General features: G+C 63.0%; 18 protein-coding genes. 9 read left to right on the plus strand and 9 right to left on the minus strand.

Going from position 1 to position 19153, the window contains the following annotated elements; translation table 11 throughout:
• The first annotated feature begins 2 nt into the window (after positions 1-2).
• A complete protein-coding gene (miaA, locus tag QEN71_RS26440; protein WP_201650864.1) occupies positions 3-956 on the plus strand; it encodes a tRNA (adenosine(37)-N6)-dimethylallyltransferase MiaA in 954 nt (317 codons plus the stop codon).
• A gap of 648 nt (positions 957-1604) precedes the next feature.
• On the opposite strand, the gene purM is transcribed toward miaA, so the two are convergent.
• Positions 1605-2672, minus strand: coding sequence for a phosphoribosylformylglycinamidine cyclo-ligase (gene purM / locus QEN71_RS26445; protein WP_201650863.1), 1068 nt, complete (start codon positions 2670-2672; stop codon positions 1605-1607).
• Between the two features lie 97 nt (positions 2673-2769).
• On the opposite strand from purM, the gene QEN71_RS26450 reads away from it, so the two are divergent.
• From QEN71_RS26450 to panB, 7 genes are read left to right on the plus strand one after another with little or no spacing between them, the layout of a single operon-like run.
• On the plus strand, positions 2770-3846 hold the full coding sequence (locus QEN71_RS26450) for an AI-2E family transporter (RefSeq protein WP_201650862.1): 1077 nt from the start codon (positions 2770-2772) through the stop codon (positions 3844-3846).
• 54 nt (positions 3847-3900) lie between these two features.
• On the plus strand, positions 3901-4674 hold the full coding sequence (gene hda, locus QEN71_RS26455; protein WP_201650861.1) for a DnaA regulatory inactivator Hda: 774 nt from the start codon (positions 3901-3903) through the stop codon (positions 4672-4674).
• Entirely contained in the window at positions 4667-5353 is a 687-nt protein-coding gene (locus QEN71_RS26460; RefSeq protein ID WP_201650860.1) for a histidinol-phosphatase, read from the plus strand. Before hda ends, QEN71_RS26460 begins: the two co-directional genes overlap by 8 nt.
• A complete protein-coding gene (gene pcnB, locus QEN71_RS26465) occupies positions 5350-6945 on the plus strand; it encodes a polynucleotide adenylyltransferase PcnB (protein WP_201650859.1) in 1596 nt (531 codons plus the stop codon). The genes QEN71_RS26460 and pcnB overlap by 4 nt, the downstream gene beginning before the upstream one ends.
• A 48-nt stretch (positions 6946-6993) precedes the next feature.
• The gene (folK, locus tag QEN71_RS26470; protein ID WP_201650858.1) at positions 6994-7548 is read left to right on the plus strand and encodes a 2-amino-4-hydroxy-6-hydroxymethyldihydropteridine diphosphokinase; all 555 of its coding nucleotides are present in this window, start codon (positions 6994-6996) and stop codon (positions 7546-7548) included.
• 11 nt (positions 7549-7559) lie between these two features.
• Positions 7560-8240 (plus strand): deoxynucleoside kinase, encoded by a 681-nt coding sequence (locus tag QEN71_RS26475; protein ID WP_201651036.1) that lies wholly within the window; start codon positions 7560-7562, stop codon positions 8238-8240.
• 42 nt (positions 8241-8282) lie between these two features.
• Positions 8283-9098, plus strand: coding sequence for a 3-methyl-2-oxobutanoate hydroxymethyltransferase (panB, locus tag QEN71_RS26480; RefSeq protein ID WP_201650857.1), 816 nt, complete (start codon positions 8283-8285; stop codon positions 9096-9098).
• A 336-nt stretch (positions 9099-9434) separates the two neighbouring features.
• On the opposite strand, the gene pabB is transcribed toward panB, so the two are convergent.
• The 5 genes from pabB to grpE form a co-directional block, all read right to left on the minus strand.
• Positions 9435-11300, minus strand: a complete 1866-nt coding sequence (pabB, locus tag QEN71_RS26485; protein WP_201650856.1) for an aminodeoxychorismate synthase component I — start codon at positions 11298-11300, stop codon at positions 9435-9437.
• Positions 11301-11324: 24 nt separating this feature from the next.
• Positions 11325-12458: a molecular chaperone DnaJ gene (gene dnaJ / locus QEN71_RS26490; RefSeq protein ID WP_201650855.1), complete on the minus strand. Its 1134-nt coding sequence runs from the start codon at positions 12456-12458 to the stop codon at positions 11325-11327.
• 255 nt (positions 12459-12713) lie between these two features.
• A complete protein-coding gene (gene dnaK, locus QEN71_RS26495) occupies positions 12714-14663 on the minus strand; it encodes a molecular chaperone DnaK (protein WP_201650854.1) in 1950 nt (649 codons plus the stop codon).
• A gap of 153 nt (positions 14664-14816) precedes the next feature.
• On the minus strand, positions 14817-15284 hold the full coding sequence (locus tag QEN71_RS26500; protein ID WP_201650853.1) for a thioredoxin family protein: 468 nt from the start codon (positions 15282-15284) through the stop codon (positions 14817-14819).
• Positions 15285-15300: 16 nt separating this feature from the next.
• Positions 15301-15915: a nucleotide exchange factor GrpE gene (gene grpE, locus QEN71_RS26505; RefSeq protein WP_201650852.1), complete on the minus strand. Its 615-nt coding sequence runs from the start codon at positions 15913-15915 to the stop codon at positions 15301-15303.
• Positions 15916-16261: 346 nt separating this feature from the next.
• Between grpE and QEN71_RS26510 the strand changes: the two genes are divergently transcribed.
• The gene (locus QEN71_RS26510) at positions 16262-16423 is read left to right on the plus strand and encodes a hypothetical protein (protein WP_201650851.1); all 162 of its coding nucleotides are present in this window, start codon (positions 16262-16264) and stop codon (positions 16421-16423) included.
• Here QEN71_RS26510 and QEN71_RS26515 read toward each other — a convergent pair.
• The 3 genes from QEN71_RS26515 to hrcA all read right to left on the minus strand — a co-directional run bounded on the left by QEN71_RS26515 (position 16395) and on the right by hrcA (position 19127).
• On the minus strand, positions 16395-16802 hold the full coding sequence (locus QEN71_RS26515; RefSeq protein WP_201650850.1) for an RNA-binding S4 domain-containing protein: 408 nt from the start codon (positions 16800-16802) through the stop codon (positions 16395-16397). The two genes, QEN71_RS26510 and QEN71_RS26515, sit on opposite strands and share 29 nt — an antisense overlap.
• Positions 16803-16875: 73 nt before the next feature.
• Positions 16876-17946 carry a ferrochelatase gene (gene hemH / locus QEN71_RS26520; protein ID WP_201650849.1) on the minus strand — a complete coding sequence of 357 codons (1071 nt, stop codon included), beginning with the start codon at positions 17944-17946 and terminating at the stop codon, positions 16876-16878.
• A gap of 161 nt (positions 17947-18107) precedes the next feature.
• Complete coding sequence (hrcA, locus tag QEN71_RS26525; protein WP_028371903.1) at positions 18108-19127, minus strand: heat-inducible transcriptional repressor HrcA; 1020 nt, start codon at positions 19125-19127, stop codon at positions 18108-18110.
• Between the last annotated feature and the right edge of the window lie 26 nt (positions 19128-19153).

Here is a 19153-nt window from a genome sequence, read left to right on the forward strand (position 1 = left end):
TCATGACGCAGCACGCACCACAAAATATCGCCTGTCTGTTGGGCCCGACCGCTTCTGGCAAGACAGCGGCCGCTCTTGCGTTCGCCGAGCGCGCGCCCGTCGAGATCGTCAGCGTCGATTCGGCGCTCGTTTATCGCGAGATGGACATCGGCACCGCGAAGCCGTCGGCGGAAGAACGCGCGATCGCGCCTCATCATCTGATCGACATCGTCGATCCCGTCGATGCCTACTCCGCTGCCGATTTCCGCGCCGACACGCTGCGGCTCGTCAGCGAGATCACGGCGCGTGGCAATGTGCCGTTGCTGGTGGGCGGCACGATGTTGTACTACAGGGCGTTGACGCAAGGTTTGAACGATCTTCCCGCCGCCGATGCCGACGTGCGCGCGACGCTCGATGCCGACGCTACGCGCGAAGGCTGGCCCGCGTTGCATGCGCGGCTTGCCGTTGTTGATCCTGTTACGGCTGCGCGCCTCGCGCCGAACGATTCGCAGCGGATTCAGCGGGCGCTCGAGGTGTTTATGCTGACGGGGCAGCCGATGTCTGCCTTACTGGCCGCGCCGGCGGTTCGCGATGATGCGGCGGCCTTGTATCGCTTCGTTCCTGTTGCGCTGGAGCCTTCCGACCGGAGTGTGCTGCATGCGCGTATCGAGCGGCGCTTCGATGCCATGCTTGCTAACGGGTTTATCGATGAAGTGCGGCGGCTGCGCGCTCGCGGCGATTTGCATCCTGGGCTGCCGTCCATGCGGTGCGTCGGGTATCGGCAGGCCTGGGAGTATCTCGACGGTTTTGTGGACTACGACACCATGCGGGATAAAGGCGTCTTTGCGACGCGGCAGCTTTGCAAACGTCAACTCACCTGGTTGCGGGCTATGCCCGAGCGTGTTGTGGTTGATTGCTGCGCAGGCGATGTTAGTGGGTTGGCCGTTCGGGCTATTGAAAAGGTCTTGGTTGGGTAGGTTTTTTTTCGCTGGCATCCGCGGTTTCGTAGCGGTGCTTGATGCGTTGCCCCTGTGCGGGGCGGCACCTACTTTTCTTTGCAGCGGTGGCAAAGAAAAGTAGGCAAAAGAAAGCCGCTTTTGAACCTACGGTGCCTGCCAGGATAGCACTGCGGCATGCCACAGTTGAGCTGTCGCGCAGCGACGTCCGCACTCTGTAGAAAGCCCGCAGTCAGGCGTGCACGGCGCGAAAACCCCACACACAGTCTCTAGCACCTACCGCCGCAATCAAACCGACGGCAAACGCGCAAAAACAAGCCGACCGAATGTGCCCCATGGATGTCATCTTTCGCGCTGCGCGCTCTTGATTGTGGGCTTTCTACGGAGTGTTTGCGTCGCTGCGCGACAGCTCAAGGAACCTGTGCCGTAGCGGTATCCTGGCCGGCACCGGAGGTTAGAAGCCGCTTTCTTTGGTTACTTTCTTTGCGGCGGCAAAGAAAGTAACTGCCGCCCCGCACAGGGGCAACGCTAGCAAACCGATACGAATTCGCGGATGCCAGCGAACGCAAATGCCAGCCAAAAAGCAAAAAACAAAAACAAAAACGGCGACCAAAAAGGCCGCCGCAGGCAATTCAAATCGGCGGACCAAAAAAGCCGCCGCAGGCAAAATCAGACCACAACAGTCTGCGCCTCACCTTCCTTGCTTTGACGAACAGTACCGATCTTCCAGACCTGCTCACCAGCAGCAGACAAAAGCCCAGTCGCGGCTTCCGCGTCAGCAGCAGAAACAATAACGGCCATCCCAATACCGCAATTGAACACCCGATGCATCTCAGCATCGGCAACACCGCCATGCTTCTGCAGCCATGCGAACAGCGGCGGCAGCGGCCACGCACGATGATCGAGTTCAGCCGTCAGACCCTCGCGCAGAACGCGCGGAATATTCTCGACGAGACCGCCGCCCGTGATATGCGCCATGCCCTTCACTTCAAGCTGCTGCATCAGCGCCAGGAGAGGCTTCACGTAAATATGCGTCGGCGCCATCAGCGCTTCGGCCAGCGAGCGGCCGTCGAAGTCGGCGTCGAGATCAGGCTGCGCACGCTCGATGATCTTGCGCACCAGCGAGAAACCATTCGAATGAATCCCGCTCGACGCAAGACCCAGCACGACGTCGCCCGGCATGATCTTGCTGCCATCGATGATCTTGCTCTTCTCGACCGCGCCGACCGCAAAACCCGCCAGATCGTATTCGCCGTCCGGATACATGCCCGGCATTTCGGCCGTTTCGCCGCCGATCAGCGCGCAGCCGGCCAGCTCGCAACCCTGCGCGATGCCCTTCACGACCGTCGCCGCCGTGCGGACGTCCAGCTTGCCGCACGCGAAATAGTCGAGGAAGAACAGCGGCTCGGCGCCCTGCACCAGAATGTCGTTGACGCTCATCGCGACGAGATCCTGGCCGACGGTGTCGTGTCGGTTAAGCTGGAACGCGAGCCTCAGCTTCGTGCCGACGCCGTCCGTGCCGGACACCAGAACCGGCTCCTTGTACTTCTTCGGCACCTCGAACAGCGCGCCAAAACCGCCGATGCCGCCCAGCACGCCGTCGCGCAACGTTTTCTTGGCAAAGGGCTTGATCGCGTCGACGAGGGCGTCGCCGGCGTCGATGTCCACGCCTGCGTCGCGATACGACAAACCTTGGGCCGAATCAGGGGAATTCGGGGCGGATTTCGGTTGATTCATGGGGCGAGCGCTCGAAGGTCGGTAAAATGCGATTTTACCCGATGCCGGCCGCGTAGCTGGAATTTGAGACGCCGACACGACACCTGGGAAACCCGCTTTGCAGCAAAACAGTCCGATCCTCACGCCGTACCAGCGCCGCGCCTTTATCTGGCTTGCCATTGCGCTTGCCGTGGGCATTCTGCTCTGGCTATTGAGCCCCGTGCTCACGCCTTTCCTGCTCGGCGCAATCCTCGCCTATATCCTGCAGCCGGGCGTCGCGTGGATGACGCGCCGCCGCGTGCCGCGCGGCCTCGCCGCCATGCTGATGATCCTGTTCTTCGTCGCGATCGTCACGCTGCTCGTGCTGCTGGTGCTGGGCGTCATCCAGAAGGAAGTGCCGCAGCTCAAGCAGCAGGTGCCCGTGTTCTTCTCGCATCTGCATGGCTGGCTCACGCCGAAGCTCGCCATACTGGGCGTGAACGACGCCCTCGACTTCGCCAGTATCCGCGACATGGTGATGGGCCAGCTCGAAGGCAGCGCGCAGACGGTCGCGCTGTACGCGTGGACGTCGATCCGCACCAGTTCGAACGTGATGATCACGCTGATCGGCAACGTGGTGATGGTGCCGCTCGTGCTGTTCTATCTGCTCTACGACTGGAACGCGATGCTCGCGCGCGTGCGCGGCTTCATCCCGCGCCGCTGGTTCGCGAAGACGATCCATCTGGCGCGCGACATGGATCACATGCTCTCGCAATACCTGCGCGGCCAGCTGCTCGTGATGGGCGTGCTAGCCGTCTTCTATGCGGTCGCGCTGTATATCGCCGGATTTGAAATCGCGCTGCCCGTGGGCATCTTTACGGGGCTTGCGGTGTTCATCCCGTATATCGGCTTCGCGACGGGCCTCGGGCTCGCGCTCGTCGCCGCGCTGCTCCAGTTCGGCAACTGGTACGGCTTCGGCGCCGTCGCGATCATCTACGGGGTCGGACAGATACTCGAAAGCTTCTTCCTGACGCCGCGGCTCGTCGGCGAACGGATCGGCCTGCATCCGCTGGCAGTGATCTTTGCCCTGCTTGCGTTCGGCCAGCTGTTCGGCTTTTTCGGCGTGCTGATCGCGCTGCCCGTCAGCGCGATACTCTCGGTCGCGTTTCGCGAGCTGCGGCAGAGCTATCTGTCGAGTTCGCTTTACAAGAACTGATCGCCAGGCGGATTACTTAACGGGTCATTAGGGCTTACTTACGGCTTATCTATCGTGTCGCGCCAACTGACGCTCGATCTCGGCACCCCGCCGCCATCGACATTCGACAACTTCTTCGCCGGCGCCAACGCCGAGCTGGTCACGCGTCTGCGCGAGCTGGACGCGGCGCTCGCGGCCGGCCCGGTCGCGGACCGAACGTTCTACGTCTGGGGCGAAACGGGCAGCGGCCGCACGCATCTGCTGGAAGCGCTCGTACACGACGCGCCGCCGGGCCACGCGCGCTACGCCGGCCCGCAGAGCAGTCTCGCGGCGTTCACGTTCGATCCCGCCGTCGCGCTGTATGCAATCGACGATTGCGAGCGCCTGAACGGCGCGCAGCAGATCGCGCTATTCAATCTCGTCAACGAAGTGCGCGCACATCCGACCAGCGCGCTCGTCGTCACGGGCAACGCCTCGCCGATGGGCCTGGAAGTGCGCGAAGACCTGCGCACGCGCATGGGCTGGGGTCTCGTGTTCCATGTCGCGCCGCTCGCCGACGAAGGCAAGGCGGCCGTGCTCAAGCGCGCCGCACGCGAACGCGGAATCAATCTCGCCGACGACGTGCCCGCCTATCTGCTCACGCATTTCCGCCGCGACATGCCGAGCCTGATGGCGCTGCTCGACGCGCTCGACCGCTTCTCGCTCGAACAGAAACGCGCCGTCACGCTCCCGTTGCTGCGCACGATGCTCGCTTCGCCCGATAATGCTGGCGGCAGCGCCGACAGTCCGCGGCGCGCGGCGCTGCAAGCCTCGTCATCCGCTTCAAGTAAAATAGTCCCCCATGGCTAACCTCGCTCTCTTCGACCTCGATCACACGCTCATCCCCACCGACAGCGACCACGAATGGGGCCGCTTCATGGTGAAACTCGGCATTGTCGAAGCCGAAAGTTTCGCGCGTGAAAACGATCGCTTCTTTGCCGACTACAAGGCCGGCAAGCTCGACATTCATGCGTATCTCGTCGCGATGCTGACGCCGCTCGCGAAATATCCGCGCACGCAGCTGAAGACGTGGCATGACCAGTACATGCACGAAGTCATCAAGCCGGCCATCGTGCCCGCCGCGATGGAACTCGTGCAAAAACACCTCGACGCAGGCGACCTGTGCTGCATGGTCACCGCGACCAACGAGTTCATCACCGCGCCCATCGCCGAAGTGTTCGGCATCGAGAAGCTGATCGCGTGTGAAGTCGAAACGGTCGACGGCCATCCGGCGTCGGACTACACCGGTTTCCCGAAGGGCACGCCGAGCTACCGTGAAGGCAAGATCGTGCGCACGGAAGAATGGCTCGCTTCGCTGGGCAAAACCTGGTCGGATTTCGAGCGCAGCTATTTCTACAGCGATTCGCATAACGACATTCCGCTGCTCGAAAAGGTCACCGACCCGATCGCGACCAACCCCGACGACACGCTGCGCGCTCACGCGGAAAAGCAAGGCTGGCGCATCCTCGAACTCTTTCAACCCACGTGATCAAGAAACTCATTCGCAAGCTGTTCGGACAGGACGAGGAGCCCGCTGACGAAGCCGTGCCGTCCGCAGAATCCGACGACTCGTCTTTCGACGAGCCCGCACGCAACGCCCGCACGCCGCGGTCGTCATCGAAAGGCGGCTCGCGCCGCAAGGCCGCTGCCGCAGTCGCTGCGTCGGAGCCCGACGCGCCCGTCATCATCTCGTCCGATATTCACGGCATCGACCCGTCGCTGATTTCGCGCAACGCCATTCGCGTGACGGAAGGTTTGCAGCAGGCGGGCTTCCGCGCGTTCATCGTCGGCGGCGCGGTGCGCGATCTGCTGCTCGGCATCGCGCCGAAAGACTTCGACGTTGCCACCGACGCCACGCCCGAACAGGTGCAGAAGCTGTTCCGCCGCGCGCGCATCATCGGACGGCGCTTCCAGATCGTGCACGTGCAGTTCGGCCAGGAAATCATCGAAACGTCGACGTTCCGCGCACTCGTGGACGCGCCGCCCGCCGATTCCCCGCCGCCGCGCCGCCTGAAGCGCGACGAACTGGACCGGCGCACGCATGCTGTCGATGCGAGCGGCCGAGTGCTGCGCGACAACGTCTGGGGCGAACAGCACGAGGACGCCACGCGCCGCGACTTCACCGTCAACGCGATGTACTACGATCCCGCGACGCAGACGGTGCTCGACTATCACAACGGGATGGCCGATGTGCGCGCGCGTCTGTTGCGCATGATCGGCGATCCCGCCACGCGCTATCGTGAAGACCCCGTGCGGATGCTGCGCGTCGTGCGCTTCGCGGCGAAGCTCGACTTCGAAATCGACGAAGCGACCCGCGCGCCCATCACCGAACTCGCCGATCTGATCAACAACGTGCCCGCCGCGCGTCTGTTCGACGAGATGCTCAAGCTGCTGCTGTCGGGCCACGCGCTCGCGTGCCTGCAGCGTCTGCGCAAGGAAGGGCTGCATCACGGGCTGCTGCCGCTGCTCGACGTCGTGCTCGAACAGCCGCACGGCGAGAAATTCATCACGCTCGCGCTGAACAACACCGACGCGCGCGTGCGCGCGGGCAAGCCGGTGTCGCCGGGCTTCCTGTTCGCCACGCTGCTGTGGCACGACATGCAGCAGCGCTGGCAGCAGTACGAGGCGAACGGCGAATATCCCGTGCCCGCACTGCATCGCGCGATGGACGACGTGCTCGACATGCAGACCGAGAAGCTCGCGATCCACAAGCGCTTCTCGTCGGACATGCGCGAGATCTGGGGCCTGCAACATCGCCTCGAAAAACGCTCGGGCCGCAGCGCGCTGAAGCTGCTGGAACACCAAAGATTTAGAGCGGGGTATGATTTCCTCCTGTTGCGCTGCGAATCGGGCGAACTGGATGAAGCGGTCGGTTCGTGGTGGACGGAGTTCATCGAAGGAGACGCCGCCGCGCGCGAAGCATTGCTTTCGCAAGGCGGGAAGGACCGGACGCCCAGAAAACGACGGCGGCGCAGCAGCGGCCGAAACCGCAGCAAACAGGGCGACGGAATGGAGGGCGGCACGGCTTCAGGAAACCAAGCAGCAGACGATGCGAGCCAAGACGGCCCGCATGAGGACTGACGCATTTCCGGCGCGCGCCGTCGAACGCAAGTTGCAGGAAGTTATGCCATGACGGTTGCCTATCTCGGCCTCGGCGCGAATCTCGGGGACGCGCGCCAGACCCTGAAAGACGCGGTGGTGTGTCTCGCACAACAGCACACCATCACCGTGCTCGCGAAATCGAGCCTTTATCGAACTGCCCCGATCGACGCGGGCGGCGACGACTATCTGAATCTCGTCGTCAAGCTCGACACCTCGATGCCCGTGCGGCATCTGCTCGCGCTGTGTCACACGATCGAGCATCACTTCGGCCGGGAGCGTCCCTTTCGCAACGCGCCGCGCACGCTCGATCTCGACATTCTGCTGTACGGCGAACACGCCATCGACGAACCCGATCTGATCGTGCCGCATCCGCGCATGACGGAGCGCGCGTTCGTGCTCGTGCCGCTCCTCGAAATCGAACCCACTCTGATCATTCCGCAACGCGGCCGCGCCGATGCGTTTCTCGCAGCCGTCGCCGATCAGCGTATCGAGAAGATGAAGTCTGCGTGTCAATGTCTCGCGCCCGGTGTGTCTGACGGCGTCAGCGCCGCAAACACCGAACCGAAAGGCGGCTGCCGATGAATTCCCTGCCGATGACCGCTCCGCCGCTCACCGTGACGGCGCCCGACCTGCGTCCGCCGCACGGCTATCTGACGATCGAAGGGCCGATCGGCGTCGGCAAGACGTCGCTCGCGCGCCGGCTCGCGCAGCGCTGGTCGATGCACGAGTTGCTCGAACGTCCGCAGGACAATCCGTTTCTCGAACGCTTCTATCGCGACACGTCGCGCTATGCGTTGCAGGCGCAACTGAGCTTCGCATTGCAACGCGCGCAGCAGACGCAGGACATCGCCGCGCTGCGCACGGCGGGCACGCCGCTCATCACCGATTTCATGACGCAGAAGAACGACATCTTTGCGCGTCTGACGCTGCAGGACGACGAGTACCAGCTGTATCGCGCGCTCGCTACGAAACTCGATACGCCCGGTCCCGCGCCCGATCTGATCATCTATCTGCAGGCGAGCCCCGAAGTGCTGTTCTCGCGCATCCAGAAGCGCGCGGTGCCGATGGAATTGCAGATTTCGGATGCGTACCTGCGCTCGCTGTGCGACGCGTACAACGACTTCTTCTATCACTACGACGGCGCGTCCGTGCTCACGGTCAGCGCCGAACACCTGAACCCGCTCGAATCCGACGCGGACCTTGCTTTGCTTGTCGAACGCATCGAAACGATGCGCGGGCGCAAGGAATTCTTTGTCAAAGGCGGCACGCTATAGCCTCCGGCTGCAGCGTGTAGCCGCTTCACCAACGGACTCCCCATGACCTATTTGCAGGAGACGAGCCGCAGCGCCGTCACCGTCCCGAAGCTGCTCGCGATGCGCGAAGCCGGCGAAAAGATCGCGATGCTCACGTGCTACGACGCGAGCTTCGCGGCGCTGCTCGATCGCGCGGGCGTCGATTCGCTGCTGATCGGCGATTCGCTCGGCAACGTGCTGCAAGGACAGAGCACCACGCTGCCCGTCACGCTCGACGAAATCGCCTATCACACGGCCTGTGTGGCGCGCGCGAAGCCGTCGGCGCTGATCGTGTCCGACATGCCGTTCGGCACCTACGGCACGCCCGCCGATGCGTACTCGAACGCCGTCAAGCTGATGCAGGCGGGCGCGCAGATGATCAAGCTCGAAGGCGGCGAATGGCTGGCGGATACGGTGCGCTTTCTGGTCGAGCGCTCGGTGCCCGTTTGTGCGCACGTCGGGCTGACGCCGCAATCGGTGCACGCGTTCGGCGGCTTCAAGGTGCAAGGAAAGACGGAATCGGGCGCGGCCCAACTGCTGCGCGATTCGCTCGCGATGCAGGACGCGGGCGCGCAACTGCTGGTGATGGAAGCGATGCCGACGCTGCTCGCCGCCGAAGTCACGAAGCAACTGCGCATTCCGACGATCGGCATCGGTGCGGGTGTCGACTGCTCGGGTCAGGTGCTGGTACTGCACGACATGCTGGGCATTTTCCCTGGCAAGCGTCCGCGCTTCGTGAAGGATTTCATGCAGGGACAGCCGAGCATTCTTGCTGCTGTCGAGGCGTATGTGCGCGCCGTCAAGGACGGTACTTTCCCCGGGCCGGAGCATACGTTCTGATCCAAGCCAGGCGGCGCTTTCGGGCGCCGCTTTTCATTGTGTCTATCGAGCCTCAGGCTTCGTTCGGTCGGTCACATATCTTTAAGACGGGTCCGATTCGGTCTGCAATCGGTCTCAACTATCTTCGTTCTCTTTTCAGCGCGCGAGCCGCGCATCGACGGAGAACCGACCATGAGCCCCTTTTGTCTGATCGACGTCACGAGCATTCGTGACCATGCCCACCACGCCCACGAATACGACGTTACCTGGCATGCGCGACTTAGCGCGTGGATCGGGCGCCTGCTGCATCGGCATCACGCTTGATGCCAGTCTCTTCCGCGCTGCCGGCCTAGGCATTCAAGCAATAATTCGCGCCGGCAACGCGCCACGCAGCGCATTGCACAGCATCAGCGCTTCTGCGTTCATTACCTCTTCCCGCGTCAACACCCGTTCGCCCGCCTGCATGTCGGGATCGTCGAGCAGCACACCACGCATCACGCCCGGCAACACGCCCGACTCCAACGGTGGCGTCCACCAGCGCCCCTCCAGCTTCACGAAAACGTTCGACCGACCGCCCTCGGTCAACTCGCCGCGCTCGTTGAAGAACAACGTATCGAACGCATCGTGCGACTCGGCTTCGCGCCACCCGCGATCGTAATTCGCGCGACGCGTCGTCTTGTGCAGCAGCAGCGGATCGGCGGCCTGCGTCGTCGCGAATCCGTGATCCGGGCCCAGCAACACACCGACCACTTCGTCCGTCAGCGGCACGAGCGGCGCGAACGTGATTTCCGTTGCACCGGCCTTGTCAAGCGTAAGCCGCATCCGGTGCGGCGTGTCGTTGCGTAGCGCCGCGCATTGCGCGACGAGTTGCGCGCGCACGCTGTTTTCATCGAAGCCGAAACCCAGCCAGCGCGCGCTGTTGCCAAGCCGCGCGAGATGGCGTTCTAGATGCCGCACGCCGCCTTCGCGCGTCGCGTAGATGGTTTCAAACAGCTGAAAACCCGGATCGGCTTCCGTCAGGAAACGTGCTTTCAATTTGCACTCCGCATATTCGTCCTGCGCGACGCTGTCGAGCACGATGCCCGCGCCGATGCCCATTTCGCCGCGCCGCGGACCGAACGACGTCGCGGCGCCGAGCGACAGCGTACGGATCGCCACCGACAGACAGAAATCGCCGCACTGTTTTCCGGCGGCTTCACCGAGATCGGTCTTCGCGTCGAACCAGCCGATCGCGCCCGTGTACAGACCGCGTGGCGTCGATTCGAGCTGCTCGATCAGCTGCATCGTCTTGTGCTTGGGCGCGCCCGTGATCGAACCGCAGGGAAAGAGCGCGCGCAAAATATCTGCGAACGAGGTGCGCGGACGCAACGTCGCCGTTACCGTCGACGTCATCTGCCACACCGACTGATACGGTTCGACGGAAAAAAGCGCCGGCGTTTTCACCGTGCCCGTTTCGGCGATCCGCGACAGGTCATTGCGCAGAAGATCGACGATCATCACGTTTTCCGCGCGATTCTTCGGATCGTGAGAGAGGAATTCGGCCGCCGCGCGGTCCTGTTCGGCGTTCGACGAACGTGGCGCCGTGCCCTTCATCGGCCGCGTGCGCAATGCGGCGCCCTTCTTCTCGACGAACAGTTCCGGTGAGCACGACACGACCCAGCGGTCGCCAGGCAACGCGATCAGCGCGCCGTAATGAACCGACTGCCGCGCGCGCAGCCGCCTGAAAAGCGCGGCCGGCGTGCCGAACACGTCGAAGTACAGCCGATAGGTGTAGTTGATCTGATACGAGTCACCCGCGCGCAAGGCTTCGTGGACGGCGTCGATGGCCTGTGTGAACGCCCTTTCGTCGACGCTAGCGTGAACGCCGCCGATGCCCGCCACGGAAGGCTCGACCGCCGCGCTGTCATAAAGCGCGAGCCACGTGTCGACCTCGTCGCGCGACATTTTCTGGCACCGTTCGAACAATAAAAAACGCAGCGTGCCCGTGGCGCGCTGCGTCTTCTGCTGCAAAGCCTGTCCAAACTCGTAATCGGCGAGCACGACCGCGAAGAGACCGCCGTCGACATCGGCCGAAGCCGCGTCGCAGACGGCATCGAGCTGCGCGCGATCAGTACAGACGTGCTCGTGCCGAAAGCCCGTATAGAGCCGGCTCGACCGGCGACTCGCGGTCGAGTCGCAGTCGTCCAGCAACGCGAACACGGTGCCTGTTGCTTGAGCCGCCATGCATACCGCCAACTTCAGAACGCGTTAGTCGAAAAAGCTCTTGACGCGGTCGAACCAGCTCTTGCTCTGCGGGCTATGACGCGCGCCGCCTTCGACCAGCGACTTTTCGAATTGCTGCAGCAGATCACGTTGCGCATCCGTGAGCTTGACGGGCGTTTCCACCTGCACATGCACGTACAGATCGCCGGCGATGCTCGAACGCAGCCCCTTGATGCCCTTGCCGCGCAGACGGAACGTCTTGCCCGACTGCGTGCCTTCCGGCACGGTGAAGCTCGCGCGACCCGCCAGCGTCGGCACTTCGATCTCGCCGCCGAGCGCCGCCTTCGTGAACGGAATGGGCATCTGGCAATGCAGATCGTCGCCGTCCCGCTCGAACACGGCGTGCGCCTTGATGTGAATCTCGACGTACAGGTCGCCCGACGGACCGCCGTTGATGCCCGGTTCGCCGTTGCCAGCCGAACGGATGCGCATGCCGTCGTCGATACCTGCCGGAATCTTCACTTCCAGCGTCTTGGTTTCCTTGGTCTTGCCTGCGCCGTGGCAGTGCGTGCAAGGCTCGGGAATGTAGGTGCCCGTGCCGTGGCACTTCGGACACGTCTGCTGGATGCTGAAGAAGCCTTGCGACATGCGCACGGCACCCGAACCGTTACAGGTCGGGCAGGTTTCCGGCTTCGTGCCCGGCTTCGCACCCGAGCCGTGACAGATTTCGCACGAGACCCAGCTCGGCACGCGGATCTGCGTGTCGTAGCCATGTGCGGCCTGCTCGAGCGTGATTTCCATGCTGTAGCGCAGATCGGCGCCGCGATAGACCTGCGGACCACCGCGGCCGCCGCGTCCACCTGCAGCCGCCTGGCCGAAGATGTCGCCGAAGATATCGCCGAATGCGTCGGCAAAACCGCCGAAACCCTGCGCGCCCGCGCCCGCCATGTTCGGATCAACGCCCGCGTGACCGTACTGGTCGTACGCCGCGCGCTTTTGCGAGTCCGAGAGCATTTCGTAGGCTTCTTTCCCCTCTTTGAAATGCTCTTCCGCATCCTTGTTGCCCGGATTGCGGTCGGGGTGATGCTTCATCGCGAGCTTGCGATAAGCCTTCTTGATTTCGTCGTCGCTCGCGTTCTTCGCGACGCCCAGAACCTCGTAGTAATCCCGTTTCGCCATATCGGTTCAACGCCATCCGCGCGATGCGGCGCGGCGGCTCCTCTTGAATGCTGGAGTCTCGCGACTCGTAAGGCCCGGACCTCGCCCGCAATTACGGGTCAAAAGCCCTGCCCTCCATAAAACAAATGTGCCCGGAGAGCCAAAAAGGCTCGCCAGGCGCGTGATCGGTTCAATCGCCCGAGGATTTCAGGCGCCAACCTTTTCAGCCGGGCTGCGCACATACATGCGCAGCCTTGCGGTCGAACAGAACCCGGCTTAGTCCTTCTTCACTTCCTTGAACTCGGCGTCGACGACGTCGTCGGCCTGCTGGCTCGCGCCAGCTGCTTCGGCGCCTGCTGCACCCGCTGCGCCAGCCGCGCCCGCTGCACCTTGCGCCTGCATGTCGGCGTACATCTTTTCGCCGAGCTTCTGCGACGCCGTTGCAACCGTCTCGATCTTCGCTTCGATGGCAGCCTTGTCGCTCGAGCCGCTCTTCAGCGTTTCTTCGAGATCCTTCAACGCAGCTTCGATCTTTTCCTTCTCGCCCGCGTCCAGCTTGTCGCCGTATTCGGTGAGCGCCTTCTTCGTGCTGTGGACCAGCGCGTCGCCCTGATTGCGGGCATCGGCCAGTTCACGCAGCTTGTGATCTTCTTCCGCGTTCGCTTCGGCGTCCTTCACCATCTTCTCGATTTCGGCTTCCGACAGACCTGAGTTCGCCTTGATCGTGATGCGGTTTTCCTTGCCCGTCGCCTTGTCCTTCGCGCCGACGTGCAGAATGCCGTTCGCGTCGATGTCGAAGCTCACTTCGATCTGCGGCACGCCGCGCGGTGCGGGCGGAATGCCTTCCAGGTTGAACTCGCCCAGCAGCTTGTTGCCCGCTGCCATTTCGCGCTCACCCTGGAACACCTTGATCGTCACGGCGCCCTGGTTGTCGTCCGCCGTCGAATACACCTGAGCGTGCTTCGTCGGGATCGTGGTGTTCTTGTTGATCATCTTCGTCATCACGCCGCCGAGCGTTTCGATGCCCAGCGACAGCGGCGTCACGTCCAGCAGCAGCACGTCCTTGCGGTCACCCGACAGCACCTGGCCCTGAATGGCCGCGCCGACAGCAACGGCTTCGTCCGGGTTCACGTCACGGCGCGGATCCTTGCCGAAGAACTCCTTCACCTTTTCCTGCACCTTCGGCATACGCGTCTGGCCGCCGACGAGAATCACGTCGTCGATTTCACCGACCTTCACGCCTGCATCCTTGATCGCGACGCGGCACGGCTCGATAGTGCGCTCGATCAGGTCTTCGACCAGCGCTTCCAGCTTGGCGCGCGTGATCTTCAGGTTCAAGTGTTTCGGGCCCGATGCGTCAGCCGTGATGTACGGCAGGTTGATTTCCGTCTGCTGGCCCGACGACAGTTCGATCTTCGCCTTCTCAGCCGCTTCCTTCAGGCGTTGCAGCGCAAGCACGTCCTTCGACAGATCGACGCCCTGCTCTTTCTTGAACTCGCCGATGATGTAGTCGATGATGCGCTGGTCGAAGTCTTCACCGCCGAGGAACGTGTCGCCGTTGGTCGACAGCACTTCGAACTGCATTTCGCCGTCCACGTCCGCGATTTCGATGATCGAAATGTCGAACGTGCCGCCGCCCAGGTCGAACACCGCGATCTTGCGGTCGCCCTTCTCAGCCTTGTCCAGACCGAACGCGAGGGCTGCCGCCGTCGGTTCGTTGATGATGCGCTTGACTTCCAGACCGGCGATGCGGCCTGCGTCCTTCGTAGCCTGACGCTGGCTGTCGTTGAAGTACGCCGGCACCGTGATCACAGCTTCCGTGACCGGTTCGCCGAGATAGTCTTCAGCCGTCTTCTTCATCTTGCGCAGCACTTCCGCCGACACCTGCGACGGCGCGAGCTTGTTGCCATGCGCTTCGACCCATGCGTCGCCGTTATCGTGCTTGACGATCTTGTACGGCATCAGGCCGATGTCCTTCTGCACTTCCTTTTCTTCGAAGCGGCGGCCGATCAGGCGCTTGACCGCGTACAGCGTGTTCTTCGGGTTCGTGACCGACTGACGCTTCGCGGGCGCGCCGACGAGGACTTCGTTGTCGTCCATGTAGGCGATGATCGACGGCGTGGTGCGAGCACCTTCCGAGTTCTCGATCACCTTGACCTGGTTGCCTTCCATCAGCGCCACGCACGAGTTGGTGGTGCCGAGGTCGATGCCGATGATTTTGCCCATTTTTACTAATCTCCTGACTTTGATCGCTGCGGGCATCGCTGGCTGGCCCTTCCGGCCGCCGGGCGCCCCGCCCCTGAATTTCATCCTGCACCCAACATGAGTGCAGCCGCATCGTTTTCAAGACCCCTTATGCGATGCGGTCATTAAATTTTTTCAATCGGTTTTGCCGTCGCCCGAACTTTCGCCGCCCGATCCAGCCGTTCCTGAGCCGGGCGCCCCTGAACCGGCCGCCCCTAAGCCGGGCGCACGGATTTTCTCACGAGCCGCAGACACGGCCGCCTCGAATTGCGCCAGTCCGTGCCAGCCCGTCGCCCGCCCGAGGCGCTTGCCCCGGTAGAAGAAGAACCACGTCGGTACGCCGTGCAGCATGAACCGCCGGCCGAGATCGCGATGTTCGTAGACGTTGCTGTGAAACCAGCGCAGGCCGAGCGCACGGATCGCGTCCGGCTGCGCGAGCATCGCCTTCTTCGCGATCTCACAGTTGAAGCAGTCGAGTCCCCAGAAAAACACCACGGCCAGATCGTCGGCCGCCGACTGGATGCCGGCGTCGAAGGTATCGGCGGTGAGTTCCTGCATGTCGAAGGCCGCGAACGCGGTACTGTCGACGGGGATGCCGGCCATGACCGTGAGGCGCTGCTTACTTCGGCGCCGCGACCGTGACGAGCGCCGGACGCAAAACGCGGTCGGCGATCACATAGCCCTTTTGCAGCACGGAGACGACGGTGTTCGGCTCCTGATCCGCCGGGACCATCGAAATGGCCTGATGGCGGTGCGGATCGAACTTTTCGCCGACCGGATTCAGTGCGACCACCTTGCCCTTCTCCAGCGCGCCCGTCAGCTGGCGCAGCGTGAGCTCGACGCCTTCGCGAACCTTGGCGAGGTCGTCGGAGGAGTGCGTGACAGCCGCTTCGAGGCTGTCGACAACGGGCAGCAGATGTTCGGCAAAACTTTCGATCGCGAACTTGTGCGCCTTCGCGACGTCTTCCTGACCGCGGCGGCGGACGTTTTCCGTCTCAGCCTTGGCGCGCAGGAAGCTCTCCTGCAGCTCGGCCACCTTGGCCTGAGCTTCTGCCAGTGCGGCTTCCGCGCCTGACGGTTGACCCTGCGGTTGAGCTTGCGCCGGCTGTTCGCCAGCAGCCGCTGCCGGCTGCTGAGCCTGCGCCTCGCCCGATGCGGCCTCCGCGGCCTGGCGCGCGGCGTCGTCGGCGGGCGTGGGGTTCTGGCTCGTCGGATTCTCTTGCGTGTTTTCCATGTCGCTGAATTTCAAAAAATGAAGGCCAAGAAACGGCGGCAGTTTACTGGGACTCGCCCGATGGGCGTGGTGCCGATACAACATGCCGGCCGCGCACTAACGGTGCAAGTAAGGATGCACACGCCGTATTTCAAGGCTTCCGCCGATGCTTTTTGCACCTCGCAGGGGCCCGGAAATCTGGCGTAACAAGCATTTCGCGCGCGACATCATATTGAGATTGAGCGCGCCGCGCGAGTGTCCTAAACTCAACTTGAGCGTCCGAAAAGGCACGTTAACCCTAACCTGACGCCTGCCTTACCACCAGCTTGCTCGCCCGTTTCCGCTTGCATTCTCCAGAGGGAGTACCGTGAAACTGACCTTCGCAATATCGGTGGTCGCATTGGTACTCATTGCAGGCACCACGACCATCTGCATGTCCGGCGTAGTCAACGAACACACGACCGAATACGGCGGCGTTCACGCGACCATCGAGCAGCTGTTCAACCCCCACTGGAAATTTTGTCGATGACGCGCCTGTCGCGCTTGGTCGGCCGTCCATGCATGTTGGCGGCCGGTTCGCGATAGGTCCTGCGCCGCTCATTCTCCTGCAGGCGCTTCTGTCTGCCTTCTTCCGTTTCCGCGTAAAGCGTCTGCGCGACGCTCGCCGGCCCGCGCACGTCGCACACGCCGAGCACCTCGACCTGCCACACGATCCGCTCGATGTCGATCTCGACGAGATCGCCGATCCGCACTTCCTTGGCCGGCTTCACAGTCGCGCCGCCGATCCGCACCCGACCCTTCTCGACGGCATCCGCCGCCAGCGAGCGCGTCTTGAAGAAGCGCGCCGCCCAGAGCCATTTGTCGATGCGCAAACGAGCGCCCGGTTCGGTAGAAATCTTGTAGTTCATCAGTCCTTCTTCATGCCATTTGAGACGGCAAGAGCCTTCAGACGGTTGCAGATTGCATGCCGGATGCACAAATTCAAGCCACCGACGCGCTTTGCGGCGTAGTCGCCTGAACCGGCCAGCCCTGCAGATGCTGCGCGACGATCTCGCCGAGCGCCGCAATCCATGCGGGCGACGCGTTCAGGCACGGAATGGCGTGAAAAACTTTCCCGCCGGCGTGAACGAACTCGTCGCGCACTTCCATGCCGATTTCCTCGATCGTCTCCAGGCAATCTGCCGTGAAGCCCGGACAGAACACGTCCGCGCGATGCACGCCCGCCGCGCCCAGCTCCTTCAACGTCGGCGCCGTATAGGGCTGAAGCCATTCGGCCTTGCCGAAGCGCGACTGGAACGTGACGCGGCATTCGACGGACGTGAGCCCGAGCGCATGCATCAACAGCGACGCCGTCTGTTGACATTGATCGTGATACGGATCGCCGAGATCGAGCGTGCGCTTCGGCACACCGTGGAAACTCAGCACGAGCTTGTCGCCCGCCGCGAAGTCAGGACGGCCGTGCGCGTGCCAATAGTGGTTCACCTGCGCCGCGAGCGCCGCGATATACGCGGGATGATCCGCGTACTGCCGCACCGTGCGGATTTCCGGTTGATTGCGCATCCGCTTGAGCGCCGCGAACGCGTCGTCGAACGCGGTTGCCGTGGTCGACGACGAATACTGCGGGTACATCGGCATCAGCAAGATGCGATCGGCGCCCGCGAGCTTCAGCTGGTTCAGCATGGCGGGGATGTCGGGCGTGCCGTAGCGCATCGCGTAGTCGACGATCACCGTGTAGTCGTTCAGATGCAGCAGATGCCGCAGCCCTTCGACCTGCTTTTGCGTATGCACGCGCAACGGTGAACCTTCCGGCATCCACACCGACGCGTACTTCTTCGCCGACGCCACGCCGCGCGACGGAAGGATGAAAAGGCGCAGGATGATTTGCCACAGCAGCGCCGGAATCTCGACCACGCGCGGATCCGACAGGAACTGCGCGAGATAGCGGCGCACGGCGCGAGGCGTCGGCGCATCGGGCGTGCCGAGGTTGATCAGCAACACGGCGACGCGATGTGCCGTGGCAGACTGCAAGGGCCGCTCGAGGTCGAAGCGCATAGGCAAGAGACAAGAGCCGCGCGGGCGCGCGGCACGTAATGGACTGAAAGCTCATTATAGCGGCGCGGTCCGACGGCGATACCTGGCCGTTCGGCCAATTGGCACGGCGAAAAACGCCGCGCATGATGAACGTCATTGCGGCGCTGGCGCGGCCTTACTGACTACTGCTGGCTGAGGGTCATGGAAAGCAGGCGCGCGGTGATGTCGACGATAGGAATCACGCGGTTGTATGCCATGCGCGTCGGTCCGATCACGCCGAGCGTGCCGACGATCTTGCCGTTGACTTCGTACGGCGCCGTCACCACGCTCATTTCCTCGATGGGAACGAGGTTCGACTCGCCGCCAATGAATATCTGCACGCCTTGCGCGTGACTCGACACGTCGAGCAACTGTAGGAGGCTGGTCTTTTGATCGAATACATCGAAAAGCTTGCGCAGGCGCGCCATGTCCGACGAAAGGTCGGCCACTTCGAGCAGATTGCGCTCGCCGGAAATCAGCACGGTTTCGCCCGTGTCCGTGACGTCCGTGCTCGCCGTGACTGCCGCGTGCATCAGCGTCGTCATATCGCCGCGCAATTCGTCGATTTCCTCGCGCAGACGCCGGCGCACCTCGTCGAACGACAGGCCCGCGAAGTGCGCGTTGATGTAGTTGGATGCCTCGACCAGTTGCGACGGCGTGAAGTCGCGCTGCGTCGCCATGATCCGGTTTTGCACGTCGCCTTCCGGCGTCACGATGATCAGCAGGATGCGCTTGTCGGACAGGCGCAGGAACTCGATCTGCTTGAACACGTGGCTGCGGCGGGGCGTCAGGATCACGCCGGCGAACTGCGACAGATTGGACAGCACGCTCGCGGCGGCCGCCACCACCTTCTGCGGCTCGCCCGGCTGCAGCGTGGTCTTGACCGCGCGCATCACGGCGTCCTCGTCGGCGGAAGGCTCGACGGTCAGCATCGTGTCGACGAACAGCCGGTAGCCGCGCGGCGTGGGAATCCGCCCTGCCGACGTATGCGGACTGATAACGAGCCCCAGCTCCTCCAGATCGGACATCACGTTGCGGATCGTCGCCGGGCTGAGTTCGAGCCCGGAGTACCGCGACAACGTGCGCGAGCCGACCGGCTGACCTTCGGCGATATACCGCTCGATCAGCGTTTTAAGGAGGGTTTGTGCGCGAGGATCTAGCATGGCGAAAAATTTTAGCGTAACCACCG

Origin of the sequence: Paraburkholderia sabiae (genome assembly GCF_030412785.1) — a bacterium.
Lineage (GTDB): Bacteria > Pseudomonadota > Gammaproteobacteria > Burkholderiales > Burkholderiaceae > Paraburkholderia > Paraburkholderia sabiae.